Annotated in this window: 28 protein-coding genes; 9 read left to right on the top strand and 19 right to left on the bottom strand. The window is 61.5% G+C overall.

Going from position 1 to position 23,745, the window contains the following annotated elements; translation table 11 throughout:
- Nucleotides 1–2: 2 nt before the first annotated feature.
- Genes gspH through gspM form a run of 6 tightly spaced genes read left to right on the top strand, consistent with a single transcriptional unit; the run spans nt 3 to nt 3,787 of the window.
- Nucleotides 3–491, top strand: a complete 489-nt coding sequence (gene gspH / locus VSQ83_RS22175) for a type II secretion system minor pseudopilin GspH (RefSeq protein ID WP_326427539.1) — start codon at nt 3–5, stop codon at nt 489–491.
- Entirely contained in the window at nt 481–849 is a 369-nt protein-coding gene (gene gspI, locus VSQ83_RS22170; protein WP_326427537.1) for a type II secretion system minor pseudopilin GspI, read from the top strand. The genes gspH and gspI overlap by 11 nt, the downstream gene beginning before the upstream one ends.
- The gene (gene gspJ, locus VSQ83_RS22165; protein ID WP_326427536.1) at nt 842–1,402 is read left to right on the top strand and encodes a type II secretion system minor pseudopilin GspJ; all 561 of its coding nucleotides are present in this window, start codon (nt 842–844) and stop codon (nt 1,400–1,402) included. The genes gspI and gspJ overlap by 8 nt, the downstream gene beginning before the upstream one ends.
- Entirely contained in the window at nt 1,402–2,256 is an 855-nt protein-coding gene (locus VSQ83_RS22160; protein ID WP_326427535.1) for a type II secretion system protein GspK, read from the top strand. Before gspJ ends, VSQ83_RS22160 begins: the two co-directional genes overlap by 1 nt.
- Entirely contained in the window at nt 2,256–3,347 is a 1,092-nt protein-coding gene (gene gspL / locus VSQ83_RS22155) for a type II secretion system protein GspL (RefSeq protein WP_326427533.1), read from the top strand. The genes VSQ83_RS22160 and gspL overlap by 1 nt, the downstream gene beginning before the upstream one ends.
- Complete coding sequence (gene gspM, locus VSQ83_RS22150) at nt 3,344–3,787, top strand: type II secretion system protein GspM (RefSeq protein WP_326427532.1); 444 nt, start codon at nt 3,344–3,346, stop codon at nt 3,785–3,787. Before gspL ends, gspM begins: the two co-directional genes overlap by 4 nt.
- Nucleotides 3,788–3,789: 2 nt before the next feature.
- Here gspM and VSQ83_RS22145 read toward each other — a convergent pair whose 3' ends face one another.
- A complete protein-coding gene (locus VSQ83_RS22145; RefSeq protein WP_442800255.1) occupies nt 3,790–5,037 on the bottom strand; it encodes an MFS transporter in 1,248 nt (415 codons plus the stop codon).
- Between the two features lie 152 nt (nt 5,038–5,189).
- On the opposite strand from VSQ83_RS22145, the gene VSQ83_RS22140 reads away from it, so the two are divergent.
- The 3 genes from VSQ83_RS22140 (at nt 5,190) to VSQ83_RS22130 (ending at nt 6,891) form a co-directional block, all read left to right on the top strand.
- A complete protein-coding gene (locus VSQ83_RS22140) occupies nt 5,190–6,089 on the top strand; it encodes a LysR family transcriptional regulator (protein ID WP_133076733.1) in 900 nt (299 codons plus the stop codon).
- Nucleotides 6,090–6,382: 293 nt separating this feature from the next.
- On the top strand, nt 6,383–6,688 hold the full coding sequence (locus VSQ83_RS22135) for a type II toxin-antitoxin system RelE/ParE family toxin (protein ID WP_219262175.1): 306 nt from the start codon (nt 6,383–6,385) through the stop codon (nt 6,686–6,688).
- Nucleotides 6,685–6,891 carry a transcriptional regulator gene (locus tag VSQ83_RS22130; protein WP_326427530.1) on the top strand — a complete coding sequence of 69 codons (207 nt, stop codon included), beginning with the start codon at nt 6,685–6,687 and terminating at the stop codon, nt 6,889–6,891. The genes VSQ83_RS22135 and VSQ83_RS22130 overlap by 4 nt, the downstream gene beginning before the upstream one ends.
- Before the next feature lie 56 nt (nt 6,892–6,947).
- Here the strand turns inward: VSQ83_RS22130 and VSQ83_RS22125 are convergent, their stop codons facing one another.
- Genes VSQ83_RS22125 through VSQ83_RS22040 form a run of 18 tightly spaced genes read right to left on the bottom strand, consistent with a single transcriptional unit; the run spans nt 6,948 to nt 23,739 of the window.
- Nucleotides 6,948–7,388 (bottom strand): hypothetical protein, encoded by a 441-nt coding sequence (locus VSQ83_RS22125; RefSeq protein ID WP_133076730.1) that lies wholly within the window; start codon nt 7,386–7,388, stop codon nt 6,948–6,950.
- 19 nt (nt 7,389–7,407) lie between these two features.
- A complete protein-coding gene (locus VSQ83_RS22120) occupies nt 7,408–8,634 on the bottom strand; it encodes a beta-ketoacyl-ACP synthase (RefSeq protein ID WP_133076729.1) in 1,227 nt (408 codons plus the stop codon).
- A complete protein-coding gene (gene fabG / locus VSQ83_RS22115) occupies nt 8,634–9,362 on the bottom strand; it encodes a 3-oxoacyl-ACP reductase FabG (RefSeq protein WP_133076728.1) in 729 nt (242 codons plus the stop codon). The genes VSQ83_RS22120 and fabG overlap by 1 nt, the downstream gene beginning before the upstream one ends.
- Nucleotides 9,355–9,822 carry a hotdog family protein gene (locus VSQ83_RS22110; protein ID WP_326427528.1) on the bottom strand — a complete coding sequence of 156 codons (468 nt, stop codon included), beginning with the start codon at nt 9,820–9,822 and terminating at the stop codon, nt 9,355–9,357. The genes fabG and VSQ83_RS22110 overlap by 8 nt, the downstream gene beginning before the upstream one ends.
- On the bottom strand, nt 9,819–11,006 hold the full coding sequence (locus VSQ83_RS22105) for a beta-ketoacyl-[acyl-carrier-protein] synthase family protein (protein WP_133076726.1): 1,188 nt from the start codon (nt 11,004–11,006) through the stop codon (nt 9,819–9,821). Before VSQ83_RS22105 ends, VSQ83_RS22110 begins: the two co-directional genes overlap by 4 nt.
- Nucleotides 11,003–11,473 (bottom strand): DUF3261 domain-containing protein, encoded by a 471-nt coding sequence (locus VSQ83_RS22100; RefSeq protein ID WP_326427743.1) that lies wholly within the window; start codon nt 11,471–11,473, stop codon nt 11,003–11,005. Before VSQ83_RS22100 ends, VSQ83_RS22105 begins: the two co-directional genes overlap by 4 nt.
- Nucleotides 11,474–11,526: 53 nt before the next feature.
- A complete protein-coding gene (locus tag VSQ83_RS22095) occupies nt 11,527–12,282 on the bottom strand; it encodes a class I SAM-dependent methyltransferase (protein WP_326427527.1) in 756 nt (251 codons plus the stop codon).
- Nucleotides 12,279–13,511, bottom strand: a complete 1,233-nt coding sequence (locus VSQ83_RS22090; protein ID WP_442800245.1) for an NAD(P)/FAD-dependent oxidoreductase — start codon at nt 13,509–13,511, stop codon at nt 12,279–12,281. The genes VSQ83_RS22095 and VSQ83_RS22090 overlap by 4 nt, the downstream gene beginning before the upstream one ends.
- Nucleotides 13,512–13,513: 2 nt before the next feature.
- Complete coding sequence (locus VSQ83_RS22085) at nt 13,514–14,677, bottom strand: sodium:proton antiporter (RefSeq protein WP_133076723.1); 1,164 nt, start codon at nt 14,675–14,677, stop codon at nt 13,514–13,516.
- Entirely contained in the window at nt 14,674–16,986 is a 2,313-nt protein-coding gene (locus VSQ83_RS22080) for an MMPL family transporter (RefSeq protein WP_326427525.1), read from the bottom strand. The genes VSQ83_RS22085 and VSQ83_RS22080 overlap by 4 nt, the downstream gene beginning before the upstream one ends.
- Nucleotides 16,976–17,674 (bottom strand): outer membrane lipoprotein carrier protein LolA, encoded by a 699-nt coding sequence (locus VSQ83_RS22075; RefSeq protein ID WP_257622924.1) that lies wholly within the window; start codon nt 17,672–17,674, stop codon nt 16,976–16,978. The genes VSQ83_RS22080 and VSQ83_RS22075 overlap by 11 nt, the downstream gene beginning before the upstream one ends.
- Nucleotides 17,671–18,096, bottom strand: a complete 426-nt coding sequence (locus tag VSQ83_RS22070; protein ID WP_133076721.1) for an acyl-CoA thioesterase — start codon at nt 18,094–18,096, stop codon at nt 17,671–17,673. The genes VSQ83_RS22075 and VSQ83_RS22070 overlap by 4 nt, the downstream gene beginning before the upstream one ends.
- Nucleotides 18,089–19,633 (bottom strand): HAL/PAL/TAL family ammonia-lyase, encoded by a 1,545-nt coding sequence (locus VSQ83_RS22065; RefSeq protein ID WP_326427524.1) that lies wholly within the window; start codon nt 19,631–19,633, stop codon nt 18,089–18,091. The genes VSQ83_RS22070 and VSQ83_RS22065 overlap by 8 nt, the downstream gene beginning before the upstream one ends.
- Complete coding sequence (locus VSQ83_RS22060; RefSeq protein WP_219262172.1) at nt 19,614–20,552, bottom strand: LpxL/LpxP family acyltransferase; 939 nt, start codon at nt 20,550–20,552, stop codon at nt 19,614–19,616. Before VSQ83_RS22060 ends, VSQ83_RS22065 begins: the two co-directional genes overlap by 20 nt.
- A complete protein-coding gene (locus VSQ83_RS22055) occupies nt 20,549–21,283 on the bottom strand; it encodes a glycosyltransferase family 2 protein (protein WP_326427523.1) in 735 nt (244 codons plus the stop codon). The genes VSQ83_RS22060 and VSQ83_RS22055 overlap by 4 nt, the downstream gene beginning before the upstream one ends.
- Nucleotides 21,276–22,946 (bottom strand): AMP-binding protein, encoded by a 1,671-nt coding sequence (locus VSQ83_RS22050; protein WP_326427522.1) that lies wholly within the window; start codon nt 22,944–22,946, stop codon nt 21,276–21,278. Before VSQ83_RS22050 ends, VSQ83_RS22055 begins: the two co-directional genes overlap by 8 nt.
- On the bottom strand, nt 22,943–23,488 hold the full coding sequence (locus VSQ83_RS22045; protein ID WP_133076716.1) for a hypothetical protein: 546 nt from the start codon (nt 23,486–23,488) through the stop codon (nt 22,943–22,945). Before VSQ83_RS22045 ends, VSQ83_RS22050 begins: the two co-directional genes overlap by 4 nt.
- A complete protein-coding gene (locus tag VSQ83_RS22040) occupies nt 23,485–23,739 on the bottom strand; it encodes an acyl carrier protein (RefSeq protein WP_133076715.1) in 255 nt (84 codons plus the stop codon). Before VSQ83_RS22040 ends, VSQ83_RS22045 begins: the two co-directional genes overlap by 4 nt.
- Between the last annotated feature and the right edge of the window lie 6 nt (nt 23,740–23,745).

Raw genomic sequence — 23,745 nt, 5'->3', positions numbered from 1 at the left:
GCATGCGTCGAGCGGCGGCCGGTTTCACCCTGATCGAGCTGATGGTGGTCATGGTGTTGATCGGCGTGCTCGTTTCGATGGTGCATATCAGCCTTGGCGACAACAACAGCCGCAACGCGCGTCAGGAAGCAGACGTCTTGCTTGGCCTGATCCACGGCTTGCGCGAAAAGGCCGTGCTTGAGGGGCAGGAATATGGCCTGCGGCTGGAGCCCGGGGCCTACCAACTGATGCGCTTTGAAGGTGAGCAGTGGCAGGCAGTCGAACCACGGGTGTCACTGCCTGTGGGGCTGGTACTGGCGCTGACGCTGGATGGTCAGGATCAGCCACTGACAGCGGGTTCGGTCACGCCGCAGTTGTTGTGGTTGAGCAGCGATGAAAACACGGCATTCGAACTGCACTTCGACAGCCCGCCGCAGCGCTGGCGCAGCATCGTTAGCGATGGCCTGGCTGATGCCGTGATTGACGTACCCGAGCCCCGACATGAAAGCTGAAAAAGGCTTCACCTTGCTGGAAATCATGATTGCACTCGCCGTGTTCGCCACGCTGGCGGCGGCGCTCATGTCTGCCAGCCAGTATGTGCTGGGGCAAAGCGCGCGGGTTGAGGCCCGGCTGTTTGGCGCCTGGCTGGCCGACAACCACCTCAGCGAATTGCAGCTGCAAACCCCGCCACCGGCGCCGGGGCAAAAAACCCTTCACTTGAGCTATGCACAACGCGACTGGCGCGTGAGCCAACGCATCGTGTCCGAGCCTGGCACGGGTTTGCTGCGGGTTGAGCTCAGCGTCAGCCCGGCGGGTAGCGAACAGACTGTGCAATCGGTGACCCACTGGATCGGCGCCACACATGACTAAGCCACAGGCGGGTTTTACGCTGCTCGAACTGGTGATCGCCATCGCGATTTTTGCGTTGCTGGGCATTGGCTGCTGGCGCTTGTTTGACGCCATCGTGCGCGCCGAGCGCAGCAGCAGTGCTCACGAACAATCCCTGCGCAGCTTGCAGCGTGCCGTTGCGATGATCGAGCGCGATGTGTTGCAGGTCCAGACCTCGGCCAGGCAGCCGGGCTTCAGGGTGTTGCCCAATGAACTCACCCTGCGCCGAGGCAATTGGCGCAACCCGCTGGGCCAGCCGCGCAGCGAGCTTCAAGACATCAGCTATCAGCTCGAAAACGGTGTGCTCTGGCGCTACAGCCAAGGTGTGGATTTACCCGTGCTGCAAAAACAAAAACTGCTTGGCGATGTGCGTGACATGAGCTGGCGCTTATACGACGAACACACCGGTTGGCGCAGCGATTGGCCCACCGGCAAGGCGGCCCCCAAGACAGCGCCCAAAGCCCTGGAAGTCCAGTTTTCGGTCGGGCGATTTGAGCGGGTTCGCCGCGTGCTGTTACTGCCGGAGGGGGAGTAATGCGCAAGGCCCAGCAAGGTATCGCGTTACTCACCGTTTTGCTGGTCATGAGCCTGGCGCTGTTGATCACCGCGGGCATGCTGCGCAGCCATCGACTGGCCTTGCACAGCAGCGCTCAACAAATTCACCAACTGCAATTGCGCCAGTTGAGCATTGCCGGAGAAACCTGGGGGCGTCAGCGCTTGCGCGATATGCTGGTCGATCCAAAAGCAGTCGTGGCCGCGGGGCAAGGCTGGGCCACGGGTACACCGGCACTGGACAGCGAAAATGCCCGGATTGAGGTGCAGATCGAAGACCTGGCAGGGCGCTTTGACATGACCGCCTTGCTCGGCAAAGCGCCCGTCGATGAAGTGATCGCCCAACGCTGGTTGCGCCTGCAAACCCTGCTTGAAGTCACCCCCGTACCCGCCAGTACCCTCCAGGGGCTGAGCCTGAGCGATATCAGCCAATTGCGTCAGGTACCCGGCGTCGACGCCCGGTGGTTGACGCGCATGCAACCCTGGCTCGCGTTGTTGGGCTGCGGCGGGCTGCTGAACATCAACACCGCATCTGCCACCCTGCTGGCGACCCTTGAGGGCGTGACGTCAGACATGGCGCGCAGGCTTGTGGCCGAGCGTCCGTTGCAAGGCTACGCCAGCGTGCAGGACTTTACCTTTTTACCCGCGCTGATCGGGCTTGGGGTCCAAAGCCAGGGCCTGGGGATTGGCAGCCGCTGGTTTCGGATCACCACCGAGGTGCGACTGGGGCAAAGCCGTTTGCGCCTTGAAAGCGATATGGCGCGAAATCTTGAAACCGGGAAGTGGCACCTCCTGCAGCGGCGCTTTTTAGCGCCCCAACACAGCGAATCCTCTTGATGAACAGTTGGCTTTATCTCACGGTCGAAGGCTTTGCCCACAGTGCTGATCCAGACTTCGAGCACGCCCGCGTAATCGTCTGGCGCGACGGCGCCCCCCTTGAAAACACCTCACTGAGCGCGGCTGCGGCCGGACTGAAAGACCATGAGGTGAGATTGATCCTGCCGATGGAGATGTGCACCTGGCTATTGACGGAACCTTGGCCCGGCAGGCGTCGGCCCAGCGTGCAAGCACTGGCCTTCGCCGTGGAAGATCAACTGGCGGGGGACCTTGATGAGCTGCACATCGCCGTCGGCCCGGCGGATGCCCAGCAGCGCTATCCATTGCTGATTACCCATAAACAACGCTTGCAGGGGTTATTGGCACACCTGCATGAGCGTGGGTTGAACATCGTCAGCGTGCAGGCGGACGCCGACGTGTTACCCCACGATCAGGCCTGCATGGCCTGGTGGGATGGGCGCTGGATTATTGGTGGGGCGTTGGAGGCCAGGCTGGCGTTGACAGAGCAGGCGCTGGCGGTTGTGAAAAGCGCTTTGCCCACACAACTGACTGACCGGGACTTCGATTGCAATGCTCCCCCCAAAGGCGCTATCGACCTGTTGCAAGGCGAGCTTCGTCCCCTGATCAAGGGTTTGCCGTGGCGGCGAGTCGGTGCCGGTTTTTTGATCATATTTGCCCTGGCCTTGGGCTTCACCCATTGGCGCAGCAGTTTTCTGGAAGGTGAAGCGGCGCGCTTGCAGGCCCTCAGCGAGCAGCGCTTCAAGACCCTCTACCCCGAACAAACCCGTATTGTTGACCTGACCGCGCAACTCAGGGCACTGCAACAACAAGCGGCTGCCCCGCACAGTGGTCATATGGCGCGGCTGGTGCAACTGACTGAACAGGTGATAGGTGCCAGCAGTGTTGAAGTGCAACGCATGGAATGGCGCACGGATGTCGGCTGGGTACTCACTATCACCGCCGCCAGCTTCGCCGAGCTTGAATACCTGCGTACGCGGGGTGTGCAGAACGCACTGCCCGTCACCCTGGGCACTGCCAGCCAGCAGGGCAGCCGGGTGCAGGCATTACTCACCCTGAAGGACGTTATATGAAACCCCATCTGCGTGAGCGCTGGCAGCACTTGTCGCGTCGAGATCGTCAACTGTGTGGCGGGCTGGCGGTGTTATTGCTGGTTGTATTCTGTGTCTATGGGCTTTGGTTGCCGGCCCAGCAGAGGTTGGTGGCGGCTCAAGGGCTGCACCTTAAAAACGTGGCACTCGCGGATGAAGTCCAGCGGGCCAGGCCAGCTTCAGCCGCGCAGGATTCTGGTCAGCCATTGGCCGCGCGCTTGAGCGAAAGTGCTGCGAGTTCGGGGTTGAATGTCGAGCAGTTCGAGCTGGAGGCCGGTGTTGTACGCATCACCCTGATCGGGGATGCGGTTGCGGTGCTGGGCTGGCTCAACCGCATCGAACAACAGGGCGCCCGCTTCGAAAGTCTGAGCCTGGAGAAGCGCGACAGCAGCCTCCAGGCCCGGCTGCAGATCAACAACTGACGCTACAGGAGGCGGGTATTGCCCGGCAGCACCGGCAATCGGGCCAGATGCAGCGACACCAGCAGCGCAATCAGCAACATGCCGACGATAAATGCGCCAATACCGTTCCAGCCTGCGAGATGCCAGAACACGCCACCCAGGGTCCCGGCGACGCTCGACCCGGCGTAGTAGCTGAACAGGTACAGCGACGATGCCTGCCCCTTGGCTTTGATGGCCCGGCGGCCGATCCAGCTGCTGGCCACCGAATGCGCACCGAAAAAGCCGAACGTGAACATCAGCATGCCGATAATCACAAACGCGATGGGTTCGAGCAGGGTCAGTGCGATCCCGGCCAGCATCAGCACAATCACGGCCCAGAGCACACGGCGGCGGCCCAGCTTGTCGGCCAGCGCGCCAATTTGCGCCGAGCTGTAGATGCCCGACAGATAGACGATGGACAGCAAACCCACCAGCGCCTGATTCATGTTGTAAGGGTCAGCCAGCAGGCGATAGCCGATGTAGTTGAACAACGTCACAAAGCTGCCCATCAGCAAGAAGGCTTCGAGAAACAGCCACGGCAGGCCCGCATCGCGAAAGTGCATGGTGAACCCGTCCAGCAGGCTGCGCGGGTTCATGGCACGGGGGCGGAAGTTGCGCGACTCGGGCAGGATCTTCACAAAGATCATCGCGGCGGCCAGGGCCAGGCCGCCGATGACCAGCATCGCGGTGTGCCAGCTCACAAAGTCGATCAACACGCCACTGATCAACCGCCCGCTCATCCCGCCAATGGCGTTACCGCCAATGTACAAACCCATGGCCAAACCGATGTGCTGGGGGTGAATTTCTTCACTCAAGTAAGTCATCGCCACGGCTGCCAGACCGCTGAGCGACAAACCCACCAGCGCCCGGGTGATCAGCACGCCTTCCCAGGTCGGCATCATGGCGCTGAGCAATGTAAAGGCTGCGGCAGAAAACAGTGCAAATACCATCACCGGTTTGCGCCCAAAGGCGTCGGAAATAGGCCCGGTAATCAGCAGACCAATGGCCAGCATCGCCGTGGCGACCGACAGGATCAGACTGCTTTGTGCCGCATTGATCCCGTATTCATGGGACAGCACCGGCATCATCGGTTGCACGCAATACAGCAGCGCAAAAGTCGCAAAGCCCCCCGAGAACAGCGCCAGCACCGTGCGCATAAACATCGGCGTGCCTTTCTCGATAAACACATCATTGAGTTGGGAGACAACATCATCCAGCACGGACGGCGGGATTTCGTGGGCGAGCGGTGCAGCAGCAGTTTTCACGGGGACCTCAAATTGCGGTAAAGCCGAGCGGCAATGACGAAAGAATATAGGCAGCTAACGATTCTTTCCAATATATTGTTCGACCTGTTTGATAGGTTTAACGACTCAATGGAGCTTGTATGGAATTGCGCCATTTGCGCTACTTCATCGCCGTCGCCGAAGAGCTGCACTTCGGTCGGGCGGCGCAGTTGCTGGGTATCTCGCAACCGCCCCTGAGCCAGCAAATACAGGCGCTGGAGCAGGAACTGGGGGCACGTTTGTTTGATCGCACCAACCGTCGGGTTGAGCTCAGTGAAGCCGGGCGATTGTTTCTGGAAGAGGCGCGACTGGTGCTGGCCCAGGTCGACAAGGCGGCCGATGTGGCCCGTCGCGCGCAGCTGGGTGAACTGGGCGAATTGAAGATCGGCTTTACCTCCTCGGCACCGTTCAATTCCAGCATTCCCCAGGCCATTTTTGCGTTCCGCCAGGCATTCCCGGCGGTGCACCTGAACCTCAAGGAAATGAGCAGCCGTGAGGTGGCCGAGGGGTTGGTGGATGAGACCATTGAAGTCGGCATCATGCGTCCGCTGGCGTTGCCAGAGTCGTTAAGTGCCGTGGAGTTGTTTCGTGAGCCGCTGGTGGCGGTGATCCGCGCCGATCACCCCTTGGCTGAAGGCAGTGACCATGGCTTGCAGTTGGCGGCTTTGGCGGATGAACCTTTTGTGTTCTTCCCGCGCAGTTATGGCAGCGGTTTGTATGCGCAGTTATTGAGCCTGGCGCGCCAGGCGGGGTTCAGCCCGCACTTTTCACAGGAAGCGGGTGAAGCCATGACCATCATCGGGCTGGTGTCGGCGGGGCTGGGGGTGTCGGTGTTGCCGGCGTCGTTCCAGCATATGCGCATCAAGGGCGTGGTCTATCGGCCGCTGCTTGATCCGGATGCCAACACGGCGGTGTGGCTGGTGCAGCGCAAGGGCAGCAACTCACCGATGGCGAATGCGTTCGCGGATTTACTGACCCGTAAAACGGTGGCCAGGGTTTAGGGCTGCCAGGTTTTTTGTGGGCGCTGACTTTACGACTGCTGCGCAGCCTCGCACAGCTCGTCAGCGGCTACAGATTTTGTCGCCAACCCCGCGTTGTAGCCGCTGACGAGTAGAACGAGGCTGCGTCCGATCGCGAAGCGGTCGCAAAACCGGCGCCCGCGATTTGCCAGATAAACCGAGGGGTCGCTCTCGCGCAAGGTCACTAATGGCTTATTAAACAAACTGGATTTTCTGACGGAAGGGAGTGTAATCGCCTGATTCTGCGGGTGTAGCCTTGGGCTTACCTTTTGCGGATGATTGAAATCACTCGCAGTTCAACATTTTCGCGTTGGCTTTCAGGCTTGCCTGACAGTCGAGCCCGTGCGCGTATTTTGGTCAGAATTGATCGGATGGCAGAAGGTCATTTTGGTGATACCAAGTCGATCAGGGCAGGGCTGAATGAAGTTCGAATCAATTACGGCCCCGGTTACAGGCTGTACTTCATGCAGCATGGCCATCAATGGATCGTTTTATTGTGTGCTGGGGATAAAAGCAGTCAAACCCGTGATATCAAACAAGCGCGGTTGATTGCCAAAACCTGGAAGGAGAAAGACTTGTGACTGAGCATTTCACTCGTTGGGACAGTACCGAATTCCTTAAAACGGAAGAAGATATTGGGCACTATCTTGAAGCCTGCAGGGATGAAGCGGGTGATGATCTTGCCTTCATTGCCAAAGCCATGGTCAGGGTTGCCGAGGCACGTGAGACTCTGAAGACCCTGGATAACCAGCCATCCCAGAGCCGGACAGATGCAGTGCGATGACAAACCAGTTTGTTTGTAAACAAGGCGCCGAAAGGCGCCTTTGTCATTTCTGAGGCTTACAACGGTTTTACCAGCGCCGCTTCAGACAGCTGTTTGGCCGTGCGTTCATTCTGGTTGTCCTTGAGGTCGCGCACGATATCGCGGTCCAGCAGGCGCACCCAGCGGATGTAGTTCTTGTGGATCTTGCCGTCCTTGTAGTCCAGGCCGCTGCTGTCGCGGTACTGGATACGGTAATGGTCGGCGCTGTACGGAATGTCGATTTCAGCGTGGTATTGCTCGCGCACGGTGATCTGCGCCTGCACCTGCTGGGGGGTGATTTTTTGCACCGTCCAGCCACGCCCGACCAGGGCTTTGACGATGGCTTGCTGCATTTGCGCACGGTCGCTGTGGATCGAGGCATGCAAGGTGCGGTCCGGGTTCTGAATGGGTTTGCTGGTGCAGGACACGGTGCCCAGCAGGGCAAGGGCTATCAGGGTAATACGCAGCAAGTAAGGCATTCCATTGGCTCCAGAGGTGTTAAACCCAGCGACGGAAGATCAACGAGGTGTTGACCCCGCCAAAGGCAAAGTTGTTGTTCATCACGTAATCGTTGTGCATGACGCGCAATTCGTCGCGCAGGTAGTCCAGTTCGCCGCAACGGGGATCGACTTCATCCAGGTTGAGCGTGGGCAGGTAGCGGTCGCTGTTCATCATTTCGATGCTGAACCACGATTCCAGCGCGCCACAGGCGCCCAGGGTGTGGCCCAGATAGCTTTTCTGGGAGCTGATGGGCATGTGTGTGCCGAACAGCTCGCGGGTGGCCAGGGTCTCGGCAATATCGCCTTGCTCGGTGGCGGTGCCGTGGCCGTTTACGTAGCCGATGGCCTGCGCGCCAATGCCCGCGTCTTCCAGTGCCAGCTCCATCGCCCGGCGCATGGTGCTGACTTCCGGGCGGGTGGTGTGCTGGCCGTCGGCGTTGCTGCCAAATCCGACGATTTCAGCATGGATATGCGCGCCACGGGCCAGTGCGTGTTCCAGCTCTTCAAGCACCAGCATGCCGCCGCCTTCGCCGATGACCAGGCCGTCACGGCCCTTGTCATAGGGACGCGGGCTGGTGTGCGGCGCGTCGTTTTTCAGGCTGGTGGCGTAGAGGGCGTCAAATACCATGGCTTCGGTGGGGCACAGTTCTTCTGCACCGCCGGCGAGCATCAGGGGCAGGCGACCGAACTTGATGGCCTCGTAGGCGTAACCGATGCCCTGGCTGCCGCTGGTGCACGCGCTGGAAGTGGGGATCAGGCGCCCGGTCAGGCCAAAGAAGATGCTGATATTGGCCGCCGTGGTGTGCGGCATCATGCGCACGTAGCTGTTGGCATTGAGGCCGTCCGCCACGGAGTTGAGCAGCATATTGCCGAATGCCTTGATCTCATCGGTGCTGCCGGTGGACGAGCCGCAGGCCACGCCCATGCGCCCGTCACGAATGATCGGGTTGCCCAGCAAGCCGGCATCCTGCAAGGCCATCTCCGCTGCGCCAACGGCCAGGCGCGAGACGCGGCCCATGCTGCGCAATTGTTTGCGGGTCCAGTGCGCGGGCACCGCAAAGTCATCAATCGGCCCGGCCAGCCGCGTGTTGAGTTCGGTGAAACGGTCCCACTCGTCCATGCGCCGAATGCCACTGCGCCCGGCCACACAGTTGGCTTCGATGCTGGCCCAGTCACTGCCCAGGGAGGTGATACCGGCCATGCCGGTGACGACAACGCGCTTCATCAGCACAAGCCTCCATTGACGGCCAGCACCTGACGGGTGATGTAACCCGCTTCGGCCGACATCAAAAAGTTAACCGCCCCGGCGACTTCTTCCGGGGTGCCCATGCGTTGGGCGGGGATCATTTTCATCAGGTCTTCTACCGGTACGTTTTCGTCGAGCATGGCGGTGTCGATCAACCCCGGCGCAACGCAGTTGACGGTGATTTTGCGTTTGCCCAGTTCGATGGCCAGGGCCTTGGCGGCGCCGATCAAGCCCGCCTTGGAGGCGCTGTAGTTGACCTGGCCGCGATTGCCGATCAGGCCCGATACCGAAGTGATGCAGACGATGCGTCCGGCAGCACGGCGACGGATCATGGGCATCATGACCGGGTGCAGCACGTTGTAGAAACCGTCGAGGTTGGTGCGCATCACGACGTCCCAATCGTCTTCGCTCAGGGCCGGGAACGCCCCGTCGCGGGTCAGCCCGGCGTTGAGCACGACGCCGTAATAGGCACCGTGGGTTTCAACATCGGCTTCGAGCATGGCTTTGCATTGGGCGCGATCCGACACGTCGAATTGCAGCACCCGTGCGCTGCGGCCCAATGCCTGGACTTCAGCCATGACGGCGTCGGCTTCACTGCGGCCACTGCGGCAATGCAGCACCAGGTCAAAACCGGCTTGGGCCAGACGCAGGGCAATGGCGCGGCCGATGCCACGGCTGGAGCCTGTGACCAAAATGGACTCAGTCATGGCGGGTCTCCTGGGATGCTTGAACAAGGTAGTTTTCAGCCTGGGGCGGACGGAACACGTTCAGGCGGGCGCTGGCACGGATGCCGGGGCCGGTGAGGTGACACTCGAACACGCCCATGCCGTTGTCGTCTTCCAGCGAGCGCAGCGCGTGGATGTGCAGTTGGGCACCGAGGGGAAAGTGTTCGACGTTGCATTCAAATTTGCGGGTGCCGAGCAAAAAGCCCAGCGCCACGGAACGGCCTTGCAGGCGGGCGTGGCAACCGGCGTAGGCAGCGACGCTTTGCGCCATCAGCTCAACGCCCACCCACGCGGGCAGGCTGCCGTCTTCGCGGTTGAACAAACCGCCTGCGTTCACGGTGAGACAGGTTTGAATCTGCTCTTCATCAAACGCCAGCACCTGATCGATGAGGATCATGTCGCCAGCGTGGGGCAGCAGTTCGGCGAGCGGCCAATCAATCATGGGGCGTCTCCGATAATAAGGCTGACGTTATTGCCGCCGAAGGCAAACGAGTTGCTCATCAGGCAGCGTTGTGGCGCCGGTGCCAGGGTCTGGCCGGGCGTTACCCAGTTCAGCGCAGGCAGCACCGGGTCGGGTTGACCGTCCCAGACGTGCGGGGGCAGGGCATCGCCGTGGGTCAGGCTCAGCCAGCAAAAGGCGGCCTCCAGTGCCCCTGCCGCACCCAGGGTGTGGCCGGTCATGGGTTTGGTCGAAGAGCACGGCACGCCTTGGGGGAAGACCTGTGTCACGGCGTGGCTTTCCATCGCGTCGTTGTGCAGGGTGGCGGTGCCATGCAGGTTCAGATAGCCGATGTGCGCGGGCTGCAAACCCGCACGACTCAGAGCCTTGTGCATGGCTTGAGCTGCGCCGCGCCCGGAGGGTTCAGGGGCGGAAATATGGTGCGCATCACTGCTGGCGCCCGCGCCGAGCAGGGCGATGGAGTGAGTGCCCGCGGGTTGCTTGCTCATCACAAACAGCACCGCCGCCTCCCCGATATTGATGCCGTGGCGGTTCACCGAAAAGGGGTTGCAGCGTTCATCCGACACGGCTTCCAGCGATGAAAAGCCGTTGAGCGTGAGTTTGCACAGCGTGTCGACACCGCCGCACAGCACCACGTCGCACAGGTTCATGTCCAGCAGTCGCTGGGCACTCATCAGGGCGCGGGCGCTGGAGGTGCAGGCGGTAGAAATCACATAGGTCGGCCCGTTGATGTTCAGCCAGTCGGCCAGAAACGTGGCCGGTGCGCTCAGCTCTTGCTGCTGATAGTCGTAATCGCCGGGGAACTGTTGATGTTGCAGGTAGTGGGCAATGCCACGGCTGGCTTCATCGATGCCCGAGGTGCTGGTGCCCAGCACAACGGCAATGCGCTCGCGGCCGAACGTCTGGATCGCCTGTTCGATGTCGTCTTTGATCTGCAACGCAGCGTCGAGCAGCAACTGATTATTGCGACTGCATTGCGGGCTGAGTTCAGCCGCAATTGCAGGCAGCTCGCCACTGACCGCGCCGAGGGTGATTGAGCGCTCGGGCACCCAGCCGCTTTGACGCTGCATGCCGGAGCAGTCACCGGCAAACAGCTTGCGCGCGACTTCATCGGTGCCGCGACCCAGCGAACAGACCACGCCCAGGGCATTGAGGTAAGCAGTCATGGGGCGGCCTCCAGCGGGCTGATCCGGTAGTGCAGATCGCCCTTCATATCGATACGAAAGAACCGGGGTTGCTGGTACTGCACTTGCCAGCGCTGTTCCATGAAGCGCCGATCAGGTTCAGCGGTTGCCTGTGGATAATTAACCGACAATTCAGCCGCAGGTGTCAGTGCAAACAATAACGCCGCGAACAGCTCGCGGGCTTCGGGATTGGGCGGCAACAGACCATCGGCGTGCCAGGTGCCGTCCTGCAACAATTGACGTGCCAGAGGAATGCCCAGCGGGTCCATCAACGACCAGCGCAGCCCGGCATTTTCCTGCTGAATCACCAGTAACCAGTCCTGACGCTCATCGGCGTGTTCACGCTGGATATGCAACTGCATGGGCAAGGCCAGGGTTGGGGTGTGCCTGGGCAGCGGCAAGCTGGTGCAGCTACTGAGCAGCATGCACATCAACAACCACACAAACATTATCCGTGTGGGAGCGGGCTTGCTCGCGATGCAGGCAACTCGGTTCAACGGATTCACCGCAGCGATCCTGTCGCGAGTAAATCCGCTCCCACAGGGGATTGGGGCTTGCGCGCCACCACGTTGATCAGGGTTTCCTCCCGTTGCCCTACCGGTTTTGGCTTGAGCACGCCCAAGCGCTCCAGCAGGCCGAAATCCTTGGAGCGGCTCCACCACAGGTAGGGGTATGAGACGTTTTGCGGACCGAATTCAAAACCCTGATCACGGATCATGTCCAGGTATTGCTCCGCGCTTTTCTGCACATGCATGGGGTGGCGGAACAACCAGCGGATCACCCAGGTGTCGATGTAGGCTTCGGTGGACTCGGCAAACAGCAAGTACCCCCCCGGTTTGAGCACCCGGTAAAACTCGGCCAGTGCCCGGTCCTGCTGCACCAGATGGTGGAAGGTCTGGTGGCAGAACAGGATGTCGACACTGGCATCCGGCACGTCAAGTTCGGCGCAGTCGCTGCCGATCAGTTCGATGTCGATACCCTGACGCCGGGCTTCTTCTGCGCTCAATTGCAGGCTCAGCGGATCGGCATCCAGGCCAACCAGACGCGTGGGGGTGAAGGTTTTATGCAGATACTGGAACGATTTTCCCTGGCCGCAGCCGGCATCGAGAATCACCGGCGCGCTTGGCAGTTCTTCACTGAACAGGCTGCGCAGGTCATTGATGGCCACCCGCAGCACATGGTGCTGCCAGGTGTGGCTGCGCAAAAACCAGAAGCCCAGACGGGTTTCTTCAACGTAGGTATCGCTCAGAGGTTTCATGGCGACTCCGTAGCGCAAATGTCCGACAGCATGCGCAAACGGCGCTTGGGTTCGCTGACAAACGGGTTGTTTTCATCCCAGGCATAGCCCGCCAGGATTGAGCTGATCATGCGGCGGATCTGTGGCGAGCTGTCAGGGTGGAAGATCACGTCCTGGAAGGTGCCGGCGTACCAGCCTTCGACGTAGCAGCGGAAGGTGTCGACCCCGCGCTTGAGCGGTTCGGCAAACTCGGCTTGCCAGTCCACGGCCTCGCCTTGCAACTGACGGTGCAGTACGCCAGCGGCCATGCTGGCCGAGCGCATGGCAATGGTCACGCCCGAAGAGAACACCGGATCGAGGAACTCGGCGGCATTGCCCAGTAGCGCAAAGCCAGGGCCGTGCAGGGTTTTGACGTTGGCCGAGTAGCCGCCGATGGTACGCGCCGCAGTGTCCCACACAGCATTGGCCAGCACGCGTTGCAGGCTAGGGGTCTCGTCGATGAAGCTGCGCAGGCACTCGTCGAGGTTTTCGCTGCGCCCGGCAAAATGTTCAGCTGCCGCGACCACGCCCACCGAGCAGCGGCCATTGCTGAACGGAATGCTCCAGAACCAGATATCGCGCTGGGTCGGATGGGTGGTCACGAGGATTTTGTTGCGATCAAAACCGTCGCAATCAATGCGGTCTTCAACGTGGGTAAATACGGCCTGGCGCACCGGGAAATTCGACGGCGCTTCAAGATCGAGCAAGCGCGGGAGCACGCGGCCATAGCCGCTGGCGTCGAGGATAAAGTCGGTTTCGAGCTGATAGCGGCTGCCGTCTTCGCGTTCAATGTCCAGCAACGCTCTGTCCCGTTCAACATCGGTGGCGATCACGGTCTGGCCGTAGCGGATTTCAACACCTTGCAAGGCGGCCTGATCGGCCAGCAGCTTGTCGAAATCGGCGCGTTGCACCTGAAAGGTGGTGGGTTTGCCGTTGCTGAACGTGTCACCAAAATCGAAGGCGCTGTATTGCTCGCCCCAGGCGAAGGCGGCGCCGTTTTTGAGCTGGAAACCGGCCGCTTGTACCGCTTCCAGCATGCCCGCTTCTTCGATGAAGTCGATGCAGTGCGACAGCAGACTTTCACCAATGGAAAAGCGCGGGAAGTGTTGGCGCTCGATGATCAACACATCGTGGCCCTTGCGTTTGAGCAAGGCCGAAGCGATGGCGCCGGACGGCCCTGCGCCAATCACGACAACCTGACGACGTTCCATTTCTATTCCTGACACAGGCGCTCCTTGCCGGGTACTACGGCAGACTTCAAAGGGGGTTTACTCATGCCCGCCAACGCCGGTAACAGCGTAGCGATCAGGCTCATCAACATCAGCGCAAAGTACAGCGCGGGGCTGATGAGTTGTTGTTGCAGCAGCAGGTTGAGGAAGACGATTTCGCTCAATCCGCGAATGTTCAGTAACAGGCTTTCACGCCATTTGCTGGCCCCGGCAAACGACGGCGTGGCCCAGCTCACCCCGAGCCAGTTACCCAGCAGCTTACTGACCATCGGCAGCAGCAATAGTGCGGTCAGTTGCAGCAGGCTGATGTCGCTCAGGGCGCTGTGAACATTGATTTGCACAATGCCGAACGTGAGGATCAGCGGGATCGCCAACGTGGTCTGCAAGCGTTCCAGCCATACAGCGTTTAACGGCATGACCAGCTTCACCTTGAGCCACGCCATGCAGATCAAATAGCCGACGCCGAAAATAAGGGCATTGAGGCGGTAATGTTCGGCCACCACCAGCAAGGCAAAAAAGCTCAGGCTGTAACACAACGGCTGACGGATGCGCAGGGCGCGCAACAGCAGCGGCAGCAGGGCACCGGCCAGGGGCAGCAGCAAACTGCTCAGGTCCAGGCTGCCCTGGGCCAGGCCAAACAGGGTCCAGCATGTGAGGTCGATAAGGATCGCGCTTTGCACCAGGCGCCGAGTGGCGGCGGGCGGGTAATCGATGTGGCGCAAGTACAGGTACAACACCGGGATCGCGGTGATGGCAAACACCAGGCCCACCGCCAGTGAACTCAACCAGGGTTGTTCAGGCAGCAGCCAGACGGCGCAGGCCAGCCCGCAGGCGAAGGGCACGGCAAAGCTGGGCAGGGCGATCTTTACACTCTGGCGATCAAGGCGCAGATCAATCACGTCGCTCAAAATGGTGCCCAGCAACAGGGCAAAACTCAGGCTGTACAGGCTTTTGAGCCAGACCGGCGCGACCAGTTGGGCGCCGTCAAGCTGCCAGTGCGGTTCGATCCAGAACAGCATCAACAGCGGCAGGACGATGGATGCCAGCAATAACTGGCTGACAATCGGAATCACGCCGAAATGACGGCCCACGCGGGTGGCCAAGGCAAACAGGGCCAGGGCCAGCAGCCAGAACAGGGCTGTCATCATTGGCTGTGCTCCTGTCTGCCCGCCCAGGGCGCCAGGATAAAACTGAACGCCAGCCCCAGGCTGACCGACAAGCCGAAGTTGCTGACGGCAGGTGTGCTCGACACGGCCAGCAGGCCGAACGACAGCCATGTGGTCAATGCCGCCAGCAAGGTGCCGAGCAGGCTGACGGCGGCGCCGCCGATTTGCTCGCGCATCAGAATCGCGTAATCGACGCTGATCGCCGTCACCAGCAGCAGGCCGAAGAGGCTGAACAGCGTCAACGGCTGACCCAGCCAGCCCAGGCTTGCCAGGCTGCACATCGCGGCCAGCAGCGGCAGTGCGACGATGCGCAGTGCACCGCCAAAACCGAACGGAGCGATCAGCAGCAATACGATCAAGGCACAGGACAGCAGCTTCAATTCGGCGGCGCTGATTTGCGTTGCGGCGAATACGTTATTCAAGTCGCCCAGGCGGTCGACCAGTTGTACGCCCGGCAGGTCTTGCGCTTGCACCCGCAGCAAACTGGCACTGCTCAACCCTTGCAGGCTGACCATGGCTGCAACGCCTTCGGCGTTCTTGCCTAGCCAGAGTGCGCGCCAGGGTTCGGCCAGCGGGCCGCTCAACGCGTCATCGATATGTTGCTCGGGCAAGGCCTGCAATTGCGCAACCTCGGCCTGCAGAGCGGTTTCAGGTACGCCCAGCTCCAGCAGCGGCTGCCAATGTTGCGCCAGCTGAGACAGCGCACTGCGCAATTGCTGTTGCTCGCCGGGCAGGCTGACCAATTGGTTCAGCGCCAGGTAGCCCTGCAACTTGCCCATGTGCACCAACTGATCGAGACGCTCGCCAAGGGCGGTTTGGCGCTCAAGCAATTGCTGCTCGTTGTCGGCCCGCACCAGGAAAAACTGGCTGGTGGGCTGGTAGCCGGTAATCCGTGCAATGGCCTGTGCCTCGGCCATCAATTGCGGCGGGGCGCCGACCCATTGGCGAATGTCGTTCTTGGTGGTCAGTTGCCACAAACCGGCCGCGCAAAACCCCAGCAGTAAAACCAGCAAGGCTGGCGTGGGGATGCGTTTGAGCAAGGCTTCGCGCACGTCGAGCAGCGATTGCGCAATACGCAGGGGCCATTGCGCAGGGCGCAGTTCCACACCTTTGAGCAGCGCGGGCAGCAGGCATACGGCGCTCAAGTAAGCACCGACCAGGCCTGCGGCGGAGAAGATGGCGATTTGGGTCAGCGCCGGGAACGGGGTGAAGGCCAGTGCCAGATAACCAATGCAACTGGTCGCCAGGCTCAGGCTTAAACCGGGCAATGTCAGGCGCAAGGCGGGCCAGCTGCGCCAGGGTTTCAGGCTCCAGCTTTTGGACAGGTAATGCAGCGGGTAATCCACCGCCACCCCGATCAGGCTGGAGCCCAGTACCAGCGTCATCACGTGCATGCTGCCAAAGAACGCGACGCAGGCCACGGCACCAAACAGCATGCCGACCAGCACGGGCACAAACGCCAGCAGCACCCGCCAGCGCCGGAACGCGAGCAGTAACAACAGCAGAATTCCGACGGTGGCTCCACCGCCGACCCAGGTGATTTCGCGGGTGGCTTGCTGTTGCCCGCTGGCCGCGTAGAGCAGGCCACTGGCAGCGAGCAGTTGCACATCGTGGGGTGCGACCTGCTGACGGCTGTGCTCAAGCAGCTCGGCAACCCGCAGCGGCAGTTTCATGTCAAACGCATTGCCTTGGGTACGGGCGCGCAGCAGCACCCAGTGTTTGTCGTCGGCCTCGGCGACCAGCGCTGCGCTGCCTATATCGAGTTGCACTGCACCGCGCTGCGGCTGGCTGTTCTGGATACGCCCGGTGAGACCCAGCCAGTCGTCCTGGCTCGGCACCAGGCTGAACCCGGTGAAGGGATCGAACAGGGCTTGTACCCGTTGCTGGATAAAGGCGTCGGGGTGTTCGATCAGTTGCGTGCGGTCGGCTGCAGACAGCATTGCCAATCGGCCGCGCAGCAGTTGATCACGCAGCGCCGGGAGGTCGGCCTGCAGGCTCCATTGCACCTTTTCAAACAGGCCGCTGGCTTGCCACTGCTGGCCCAATTGCTCAGCCGAGGCGATGGCTTGCTGGCGATCGCTACTGCCCACCAGCACCAGCATTTCGCGGTTCAGGGGTTCCTGCATGCGTTGTTCTGCGCTCAGCTCCAGCGCATCCGGTGAATCCCCTGGCACCAGTTCCATCAGGTTGGCCGACAGCGGTGCGCCGTGGCGCCATTGCCAGCCGGCGAGTGCAAGCACCGCCACCAGCAGGATCATGAAGCCACGGGGCAACCAGCGTTCACTGCGCAAAATCGTGCTGCTCCGTTTCACTCAAGGCTTGGTTGCTGACGCTGTTGAGCAGGGTCAGCAGCGTGCTGTCGCCTTGGGTTTCTTGCAGTTCGATACGTTGCACCAGTTCGCCGCCGCCGATGTTGATCTGCTTGAACACTTGCTTGAGCAGCAGTGAGCGTGGGGTCAGGGTCAGCGTCCAGTGGGCGGGTTCGCCTTGCAGTTGCAGGTCGAAGTCCCGTTGCAGGCCACTGCTGTCGCCTTGCAGTACGGCGAGGAACAAGCGGTTTTGCTCGGCGCCGGCGCTTTTGCCGGGCAGCATTTGCCAGCGCGTGCCGTCTCGCCGGGCGATGCCTTGGGACGTGATGCGGTAATCCTGTTGCAGCGGGGTTTTCAATTGCCAAAGCAGGCCGTGATCCTTGGCCAGTACAAAGGTACCGGTGCTGGTCAGCGGCTTGGGCAGGGCGCGCAGGTGTTTTTCCTGGATGAAATCACCGTGGATCACCTGGGGTTTGGCCAGTTGTTCGCTGAGTTGTTGCAGGTCGAAGGCGTGGGCCAGAGGAGTGAATCCGAGCAACAGCGTAACAATCAACCCCCTGTAGCCGCTGCCGAAGGCTGCGATAAGGGCCGAAGGCCCTTCGATATTGAAAAAGCGCGACCCCTTCGGGCTCGATCGCAGCCTGCGGCAGCGACTACCAAGGCGGTTCATGGCAGCATCCTCGCGACAGCGTCGGTGAAGCACTTGGGCGACACCAGTTGCATCTCCTTGCTGGCGATCTCGACCGCCACTTGCACCGTAACGGCCCGGGTCAGCCGCTCGCCTGTGGCCAGGTCGGTAATCAGGTAATTGACCTTCAGGCGGTTCTCCCACTCCACCAGGTTGGCGCGCACATTGATGCGCTGCCCAAACGTGGCCCCGCGGACATAGCGCAATTGCATGTCGATCACCGGCCACGCATAGCCCGCATCGAGCATGTGCGTGTAGTTGTGGCCGATATGGTCAAGTAACGCACAGCGCGCCACTTCGAGGTATTTGACGTAGTGGCCGTGCCACACCACGTGCAGGGTGTCGATGTCGAAAAACGGCACCAGCACTTCGGTATCAACGTGCAAAACGCCTTTGCTACGCATGCAGCCTCCAGTGTTGTTGGGCAATACGGCTCAGGCACAAGCGCAGTTCGGCTTCCAGGGCGCGGTCTTCGACCACCGGCGGGAAGTCCTTCGCCAATTCGGCGTGCATCCGGGCCAGTGCGGGTGGCAGCGGGCGGGCGTCTTCAGCGCGGCTGCGCAACCACACGCCCTGATTAGCCGCCAGCAAGGTGGCAGCAGCGACCTGTTCGGTCAGTTCAAGCACGCGGATCGCATCGCGGGCAGCGATGGTGCCCATGCTCACTTTGTCCTGGTTGTGGCACTCGGTGGAGCGCGAGAACACGCTGGCCGGCATGGTGTTTTTCAAGGCTTCGGCGGTCCAGGCGCTGGTGCCGATCTGCACCGCTTTAAAACCGTGGTTGAGCATCGCCCGCTCGGCGGTTGCGCCCGACAGGTTGCTCGGCAGGCCGTGGTTGTAACGCACGTCCACCAGCAGCGCGAGCTGGCGGTCCAGCAGGTCGGCGACGTTGGCGACCAGGGTCTTGAGGCTGTCCATCGCAAAGGCGATATGACCGCCGTAGAAGTGCCCGCCATGCAGCACGCGCTCTTCTTCAGCGTCGATGATCGGGTTGTCGTTGGCGCTGTTGAGTTCAATTTCGATAAACCCGCGCAGCCAGTTCAGGCTGTCAGCCAGCACCCCCAGCACGTGGGGGGCGCAGCGCAGCGAGTAGCGGTCTTGCAGGCGATGCAATGGCGCGGTCGGGGCGTCGATGGCCAGGTCCTGGCGAATCCAGGCCGCCACCTGCATTTGCCCCGGGTGGGGCTTGGCGGCGAACAGGCGCTCGTCGAAGTGCTCGGGGTTGCCTTGCAGTGCCACCACGTTGAGGGCGGTGATGCGCGTGGCCAGCTTGAGCAGGTAGTCGGCGCGGACATAGGCCAGGCACGCGAGGCCAGTCATCACGGCGGTGCCGTTCATCAGCGCCAGCGCTTCCTTGGGCCGCAGTACCAGCGGTGTCCAGCCCAGTTCCTGATGCACGTCGGCTGCGAGGCGGCGCTCACCCTTGAACAATACTTCGCGTTCGCCCGACAACGTGGCCGCCACATAGGACAACGGCGTCAGATCGCCGCTGGCGCCCACCGAGCCCTCTTCGGGAATCAGCGGCAGGATGTCGTGGGCAATAAAAGCCTGCAAACGTTCCAGCAACTCGATGCGCACTCCGGACACGCCGTGGCACAGCGACTGCAGGCGTGCAGCGAGCACGGCGCGGGTGGCCTGGGCGTCGAGCAGTTTGCCCAGCCCGCAGCCGTGAAAGGTGTAGAGGTGGCGCGGCAGCGCTTCAACATGCTCCAGCGGCACCGCCACCACGCACGAATCACCGTAGCCGGTGGTCACGCCGTAGATGACGCCTTCCTTGTCCAGCAGCGAGTCGAGAAAGCGTGCGCCCTTGGCGATGCGCTCGCGATAGTCGGCGTTGTCTTGCAGACGGGTCGGCGCCTGACGATTGGCCAGGGCCAGCACGTCTTCAATGCGCAACGGGGTTTGGCCGAAGGTTACTGGCTCATGCGGATGCGTCGTCATCGGTCTTCCAGAAAGGGTAAAAATTGAACCATTGTTGGGGCGCTTCAAGGCAGTAGTGCCCCAGGCGTTCGGCGTAGCGCGTGGCCCACTGGGCGATCACCTGCTCGCGGTCGCTGCGCCGCCAGAGTACGGCGTCGGTGAAGGGTTCGAGAATGACCCGGTAGCGTCCTTCGTGCTTGAGGCAAAACATCAGGTTGACCGGGCATTTGAGCAGCCCGGCCAACAGCCACGGGCCTTGGGGGAATGCGGCAGGGTGGCCGAGAAAGTCGACCTCGACATTGCGCCCGCCATGCAGCGGAACCCGGTCACCGGCAATCGCCAGCCATTCGCCGTCTTCCAGGCGCTGATTGAGTTGCAGCATCACTGCCGGGTTGAGCTCACTGACCTGAATCAGCCGTAAATGGCTGGCCCCGGCTTCGCCCAGCAGGCGGTTGAAGTGTTCGGCGTGCTTGGTGTGCACCAGCACGTTCATGGTCACCTGTTCGCCCAGCTCGGCCAGTGCGCGACACACTTCGAGGTTGCCCAGGTGTGCGCCCACCAGCATCTGGCCGCGTTCGCCGCGTAACTGATTGCGCAGCAGGGCGGGGTCGATGATGTCGATGTCTTCGATCTTGAGGCGCCCGTTCCACACGTCGAGCTTGTCGAGCAGGGCATCGGCAAAGGCCATGAACTGCCCGAACACCCGTCTGCGGGTGGGGCGCAGGTCGCTTTTCCCGCTCCAGTCGGCCAACCGCTGCTGGTACTGCCAGATGCTGCGCCGGGCACGGCCACCGAAGACAAAGAAGTACAGCACAATGGCGTAGAGCACCGGGCTGAGCAGGCGTCGGCCCAGCAGTTTGATGCCGAACGCAGTGAGCTTCATCAGCCGGAAACTGCCGCGCTCCTTGTGGTCAGCCCAATGCTGTTGAGGTTCGCTCATGCTTTGAAACGCCTCCAGAGGATGCTCGGCAAACGGATCAACATGCCGAAAAACAGTTTGGTGTGCATGCCGGAAATCAGCGCGTTGTCATGGAACAGGCGAAAGTGCGAGAGGCCGTCCTGGGGGTAATGGACCTTGGTCGGCAGCCAGCGCATGGGCTGGTTGCGCCACGCCAGGCGCACCAGGATCTCGGGATCGAAGTCCATGCGCTTGCCCAGTTTGACCGAATTGATCAGCGCCAGCGTCGGCGTCAGCGGGTAGACCCGAAAACCGCACATGGAGTCGGGAATCTGCAGCGACAGGCTGTTGATCCACACCCACACGTGGGTCAGGTAGCGCGCATACAGGCGGCCCTTGGGTACGCTGTCGTCGTATTGCGGATAACCGCAGATCAGCGCCTGGGGGTTTTGCTGCGACACCTGCATAAAGGTCGCGACGTCGCGCAGGTCGTGCTGGCCGTCGGCGTCTACTTGCAGGGCGTGGGTGAAGCCCAGCCTGGCGGCTTCCCGCAGCCCCGCCATGACCGCGCCACCCTTGCCCTGATTGATGGCCAGGCGGATGAGGAAAGTGTTCTCGCCCTGGGCAAGCTGTTCGAGAACGGCACTGCACGCGGGGCTGCTGGCGTCGTCAACCAGCACGCAGGGCAAGCCGGCGGCGAGCAGGGCGTCAACCACGGCCGGCACGGCGGTTTCGTGGTTGTACACCGGAATCACGGCGCAGGGGTTATGCATGGGCGGGCTCCAGCACGATGCGGCCACTGGAACAGGGCGCCGTCGCGTTGCGGTAGGCGAAGTGCAGCTTGCTGCGCTCACGGTCGAAACGCAGGGTCAGTTCGATGGCGTCGCCGGGGCGTACCAGTTGCTGGAACTTGAGCACTTCCATTCCGGCAAAACGCGGCGGCAGGTCGAGGAGTTGCTGACCCAGTGCCATTGCCCAATCCACTTGCACCACGCCCGGCAGTACCGGGGTTTTGGGGAAGTGACCACTGAAGTAGGCCAGGTCTGGCGGGATCGACAGGTTGAGGGTCCACTGGCCGTCATGTTCGGCTTGGCTCAGCACCTCGGGCATTTTAGGCCGGGGTGCCAGCAATAACGTATCGACCTGGGCCTGGGGCAGCTTGCCCTGGCTGTTGAGTGGCATCTGGCGCAACACGCGCCAGCGACGGGGCAAGGCCAGGGCTTCGCAGTGCTGGCTCAAGTGCTGGCGCAGGGTTTGGGTCAGGGCGCGGCGACCGTGTTCACGCAAGGCAAACAGACCGCTGGGGCTGAGTACCAGCAAGGCGCCCAGGGACGCACGGTTTTCGTTGACCACGCCCAGGCGGGCTTCAGCCACCCAGTCGTGGTTGACCAGCGCGTGCTCGAGCATGGGCAGGGAGATACGTTTTTCTTCCAGTTTGACGATGCGATCCAGGCGCCCGAGCAACTCGAAACGACCATCGGCCTCGATGCGAGCCGCGTCGGCAGTCTGTTCGATATGACCTGCGGGCAAGTACGCCGAGGCGATTATCAGGGCGCCATCTTCGCTCTGGCTCAGTTGCACATCGGCAAATGGTTGCCACAGGTTTGGGCCCTGACGCCACGCGATCCCACCGGTTTCCGAGCTGCCAAGGATTTCGGTCGGCCACTGGCCCAGACGCTCGAACAACCCTTGCGCCGCTTCTGCAGGCAAGGCGCCGCCCGACGAGAAAACCCGGCGTACCGGGCTCAGGGCGGGCCAGTTCAGGTTGTCGGCCATGCGCTTGAGCAGGGCAGGGCTGGCGACCCATGCGAATAATGAATGCTCGCGGCTGGCGCGCTGCATGTCTTCAGGGAACGCCAGTTGTTTGCGGACAAAGGTGCGGCCTGCGCACAGGGGCCACAACACGCGAAACAGCAGCCCGTAAATATGCTGTGCAGCCACGCTGGCAATGATGCACGCATCACCCAGATCGGCGCCCCACAGCTGTTCCAGCGCCTGGACTTCGTTGGCCATCTGGCGCAGGTTTTTGTCGATGCGCTTGGGTTCGCCGCTGGAGCCCGAGGTGCACAGGCTGAGCTGGCACTTGTCCAGATCCAGTTCTGCTGCCGGCACTGCATCGGCGTACAAGGCTTGCAGTTGGTCGCTTTGAGTTATCCACAGGTCAACCCGGTCATCCCAGCGCTGACGGGTTTGGGCTTGCAGGTCGGCAGGCAGCAGCACACTGACGCCGGCGCGCCATGCACCGAGTAAAGCCACTGCCAGTTCGCCAGCGTCCTCAAGGTGCACGGCAATGTGCTGCACGCCTCGCTGTTGCAGGCCGCCCGCCAGGCGCAAGGCCTGTTTACAGAGGGTGTCGTGGTTCAGCGCAGGGTCAACCGTAACGCGGCGCTCTGCGTGTCCCTTGAGCAATAGCTGCTCAAGTTTTATCCAATTCATGCCCGGCCTCTTACCTTTTGTCGTATCAGCCATTCAATGGCAAACAGCAGCCCCATCAGCCCGTAGGCGATAAGGCCGTTGTACAACGTCCACCAGCTCAGCGGCGCCCACAGCGTCAAACTGGCTGCGACTAACCCGTTGAGCATGAAAAACAGGCACCAGACCTTGGTCACCTGCCGTGTGTAATCAATTGCGATGTCGGGTAATACCGGCTCGCGCAAGCGGGCCAGGCGCTCGATTATCGGTGGCCCGAACTTCAGGCTCAGACCGAACAGGCAGAGCATGAACGTACTGATCAGGACCGGGTACCAGCGCAACAGTGCCGGGCTGTTGAACAGCGCCAGCAGGCCGCAGAACACCAGTGCAACGACCGCCATCCACAGGCTGCCGGGGCGCCGTTCTCCGGTCAGGGCACGGGCCAGCCACAGGCCGCCAAGCAGTAACGCGAACTGCCATGGGGCGAAATGGGCCATGCCGAAATACACCGCAAAGGGGTACAGCAGGCCCGCCAGCAACAGCCCAAGGCCAATCAGTCGACTCATGCGTCAGCGTGAACCAGGCGATAAACTGCCTCGACCACGTCATTGACGGTTCGCACCGATTTGAATTCTTCAGCGGCGATTCTTTTGCCGGTTTTGCGCTTGATGTGGTCGATCAGGTCAACGGCGTCGATGCTGTCGATTTCCAGGTCCTGATACAGGTTGGCGTCCAGGGTGACGCGCTCGGGCTCCAGTTCGAAGAGTTCGACCAGGGCGTCGCGCAGGGTATTGAAAATGTCGTCACGGGTTTGCATGGTTCG

Origin of the sequence: Pseudomonas sp. DSV-1 (assembly GCF_035830915.1) — a bacterium.
In the GTDB taxonomy this organism is placed as follows: Bacteria; Pseudomonadota; Gammaproteobacteria; order Pseudomonadales; family Pseudomonadaceae; genus Aquipseudomonas.
This window is presented reverse-complemented; position numbering and strand designations above follow the sequence as displayed.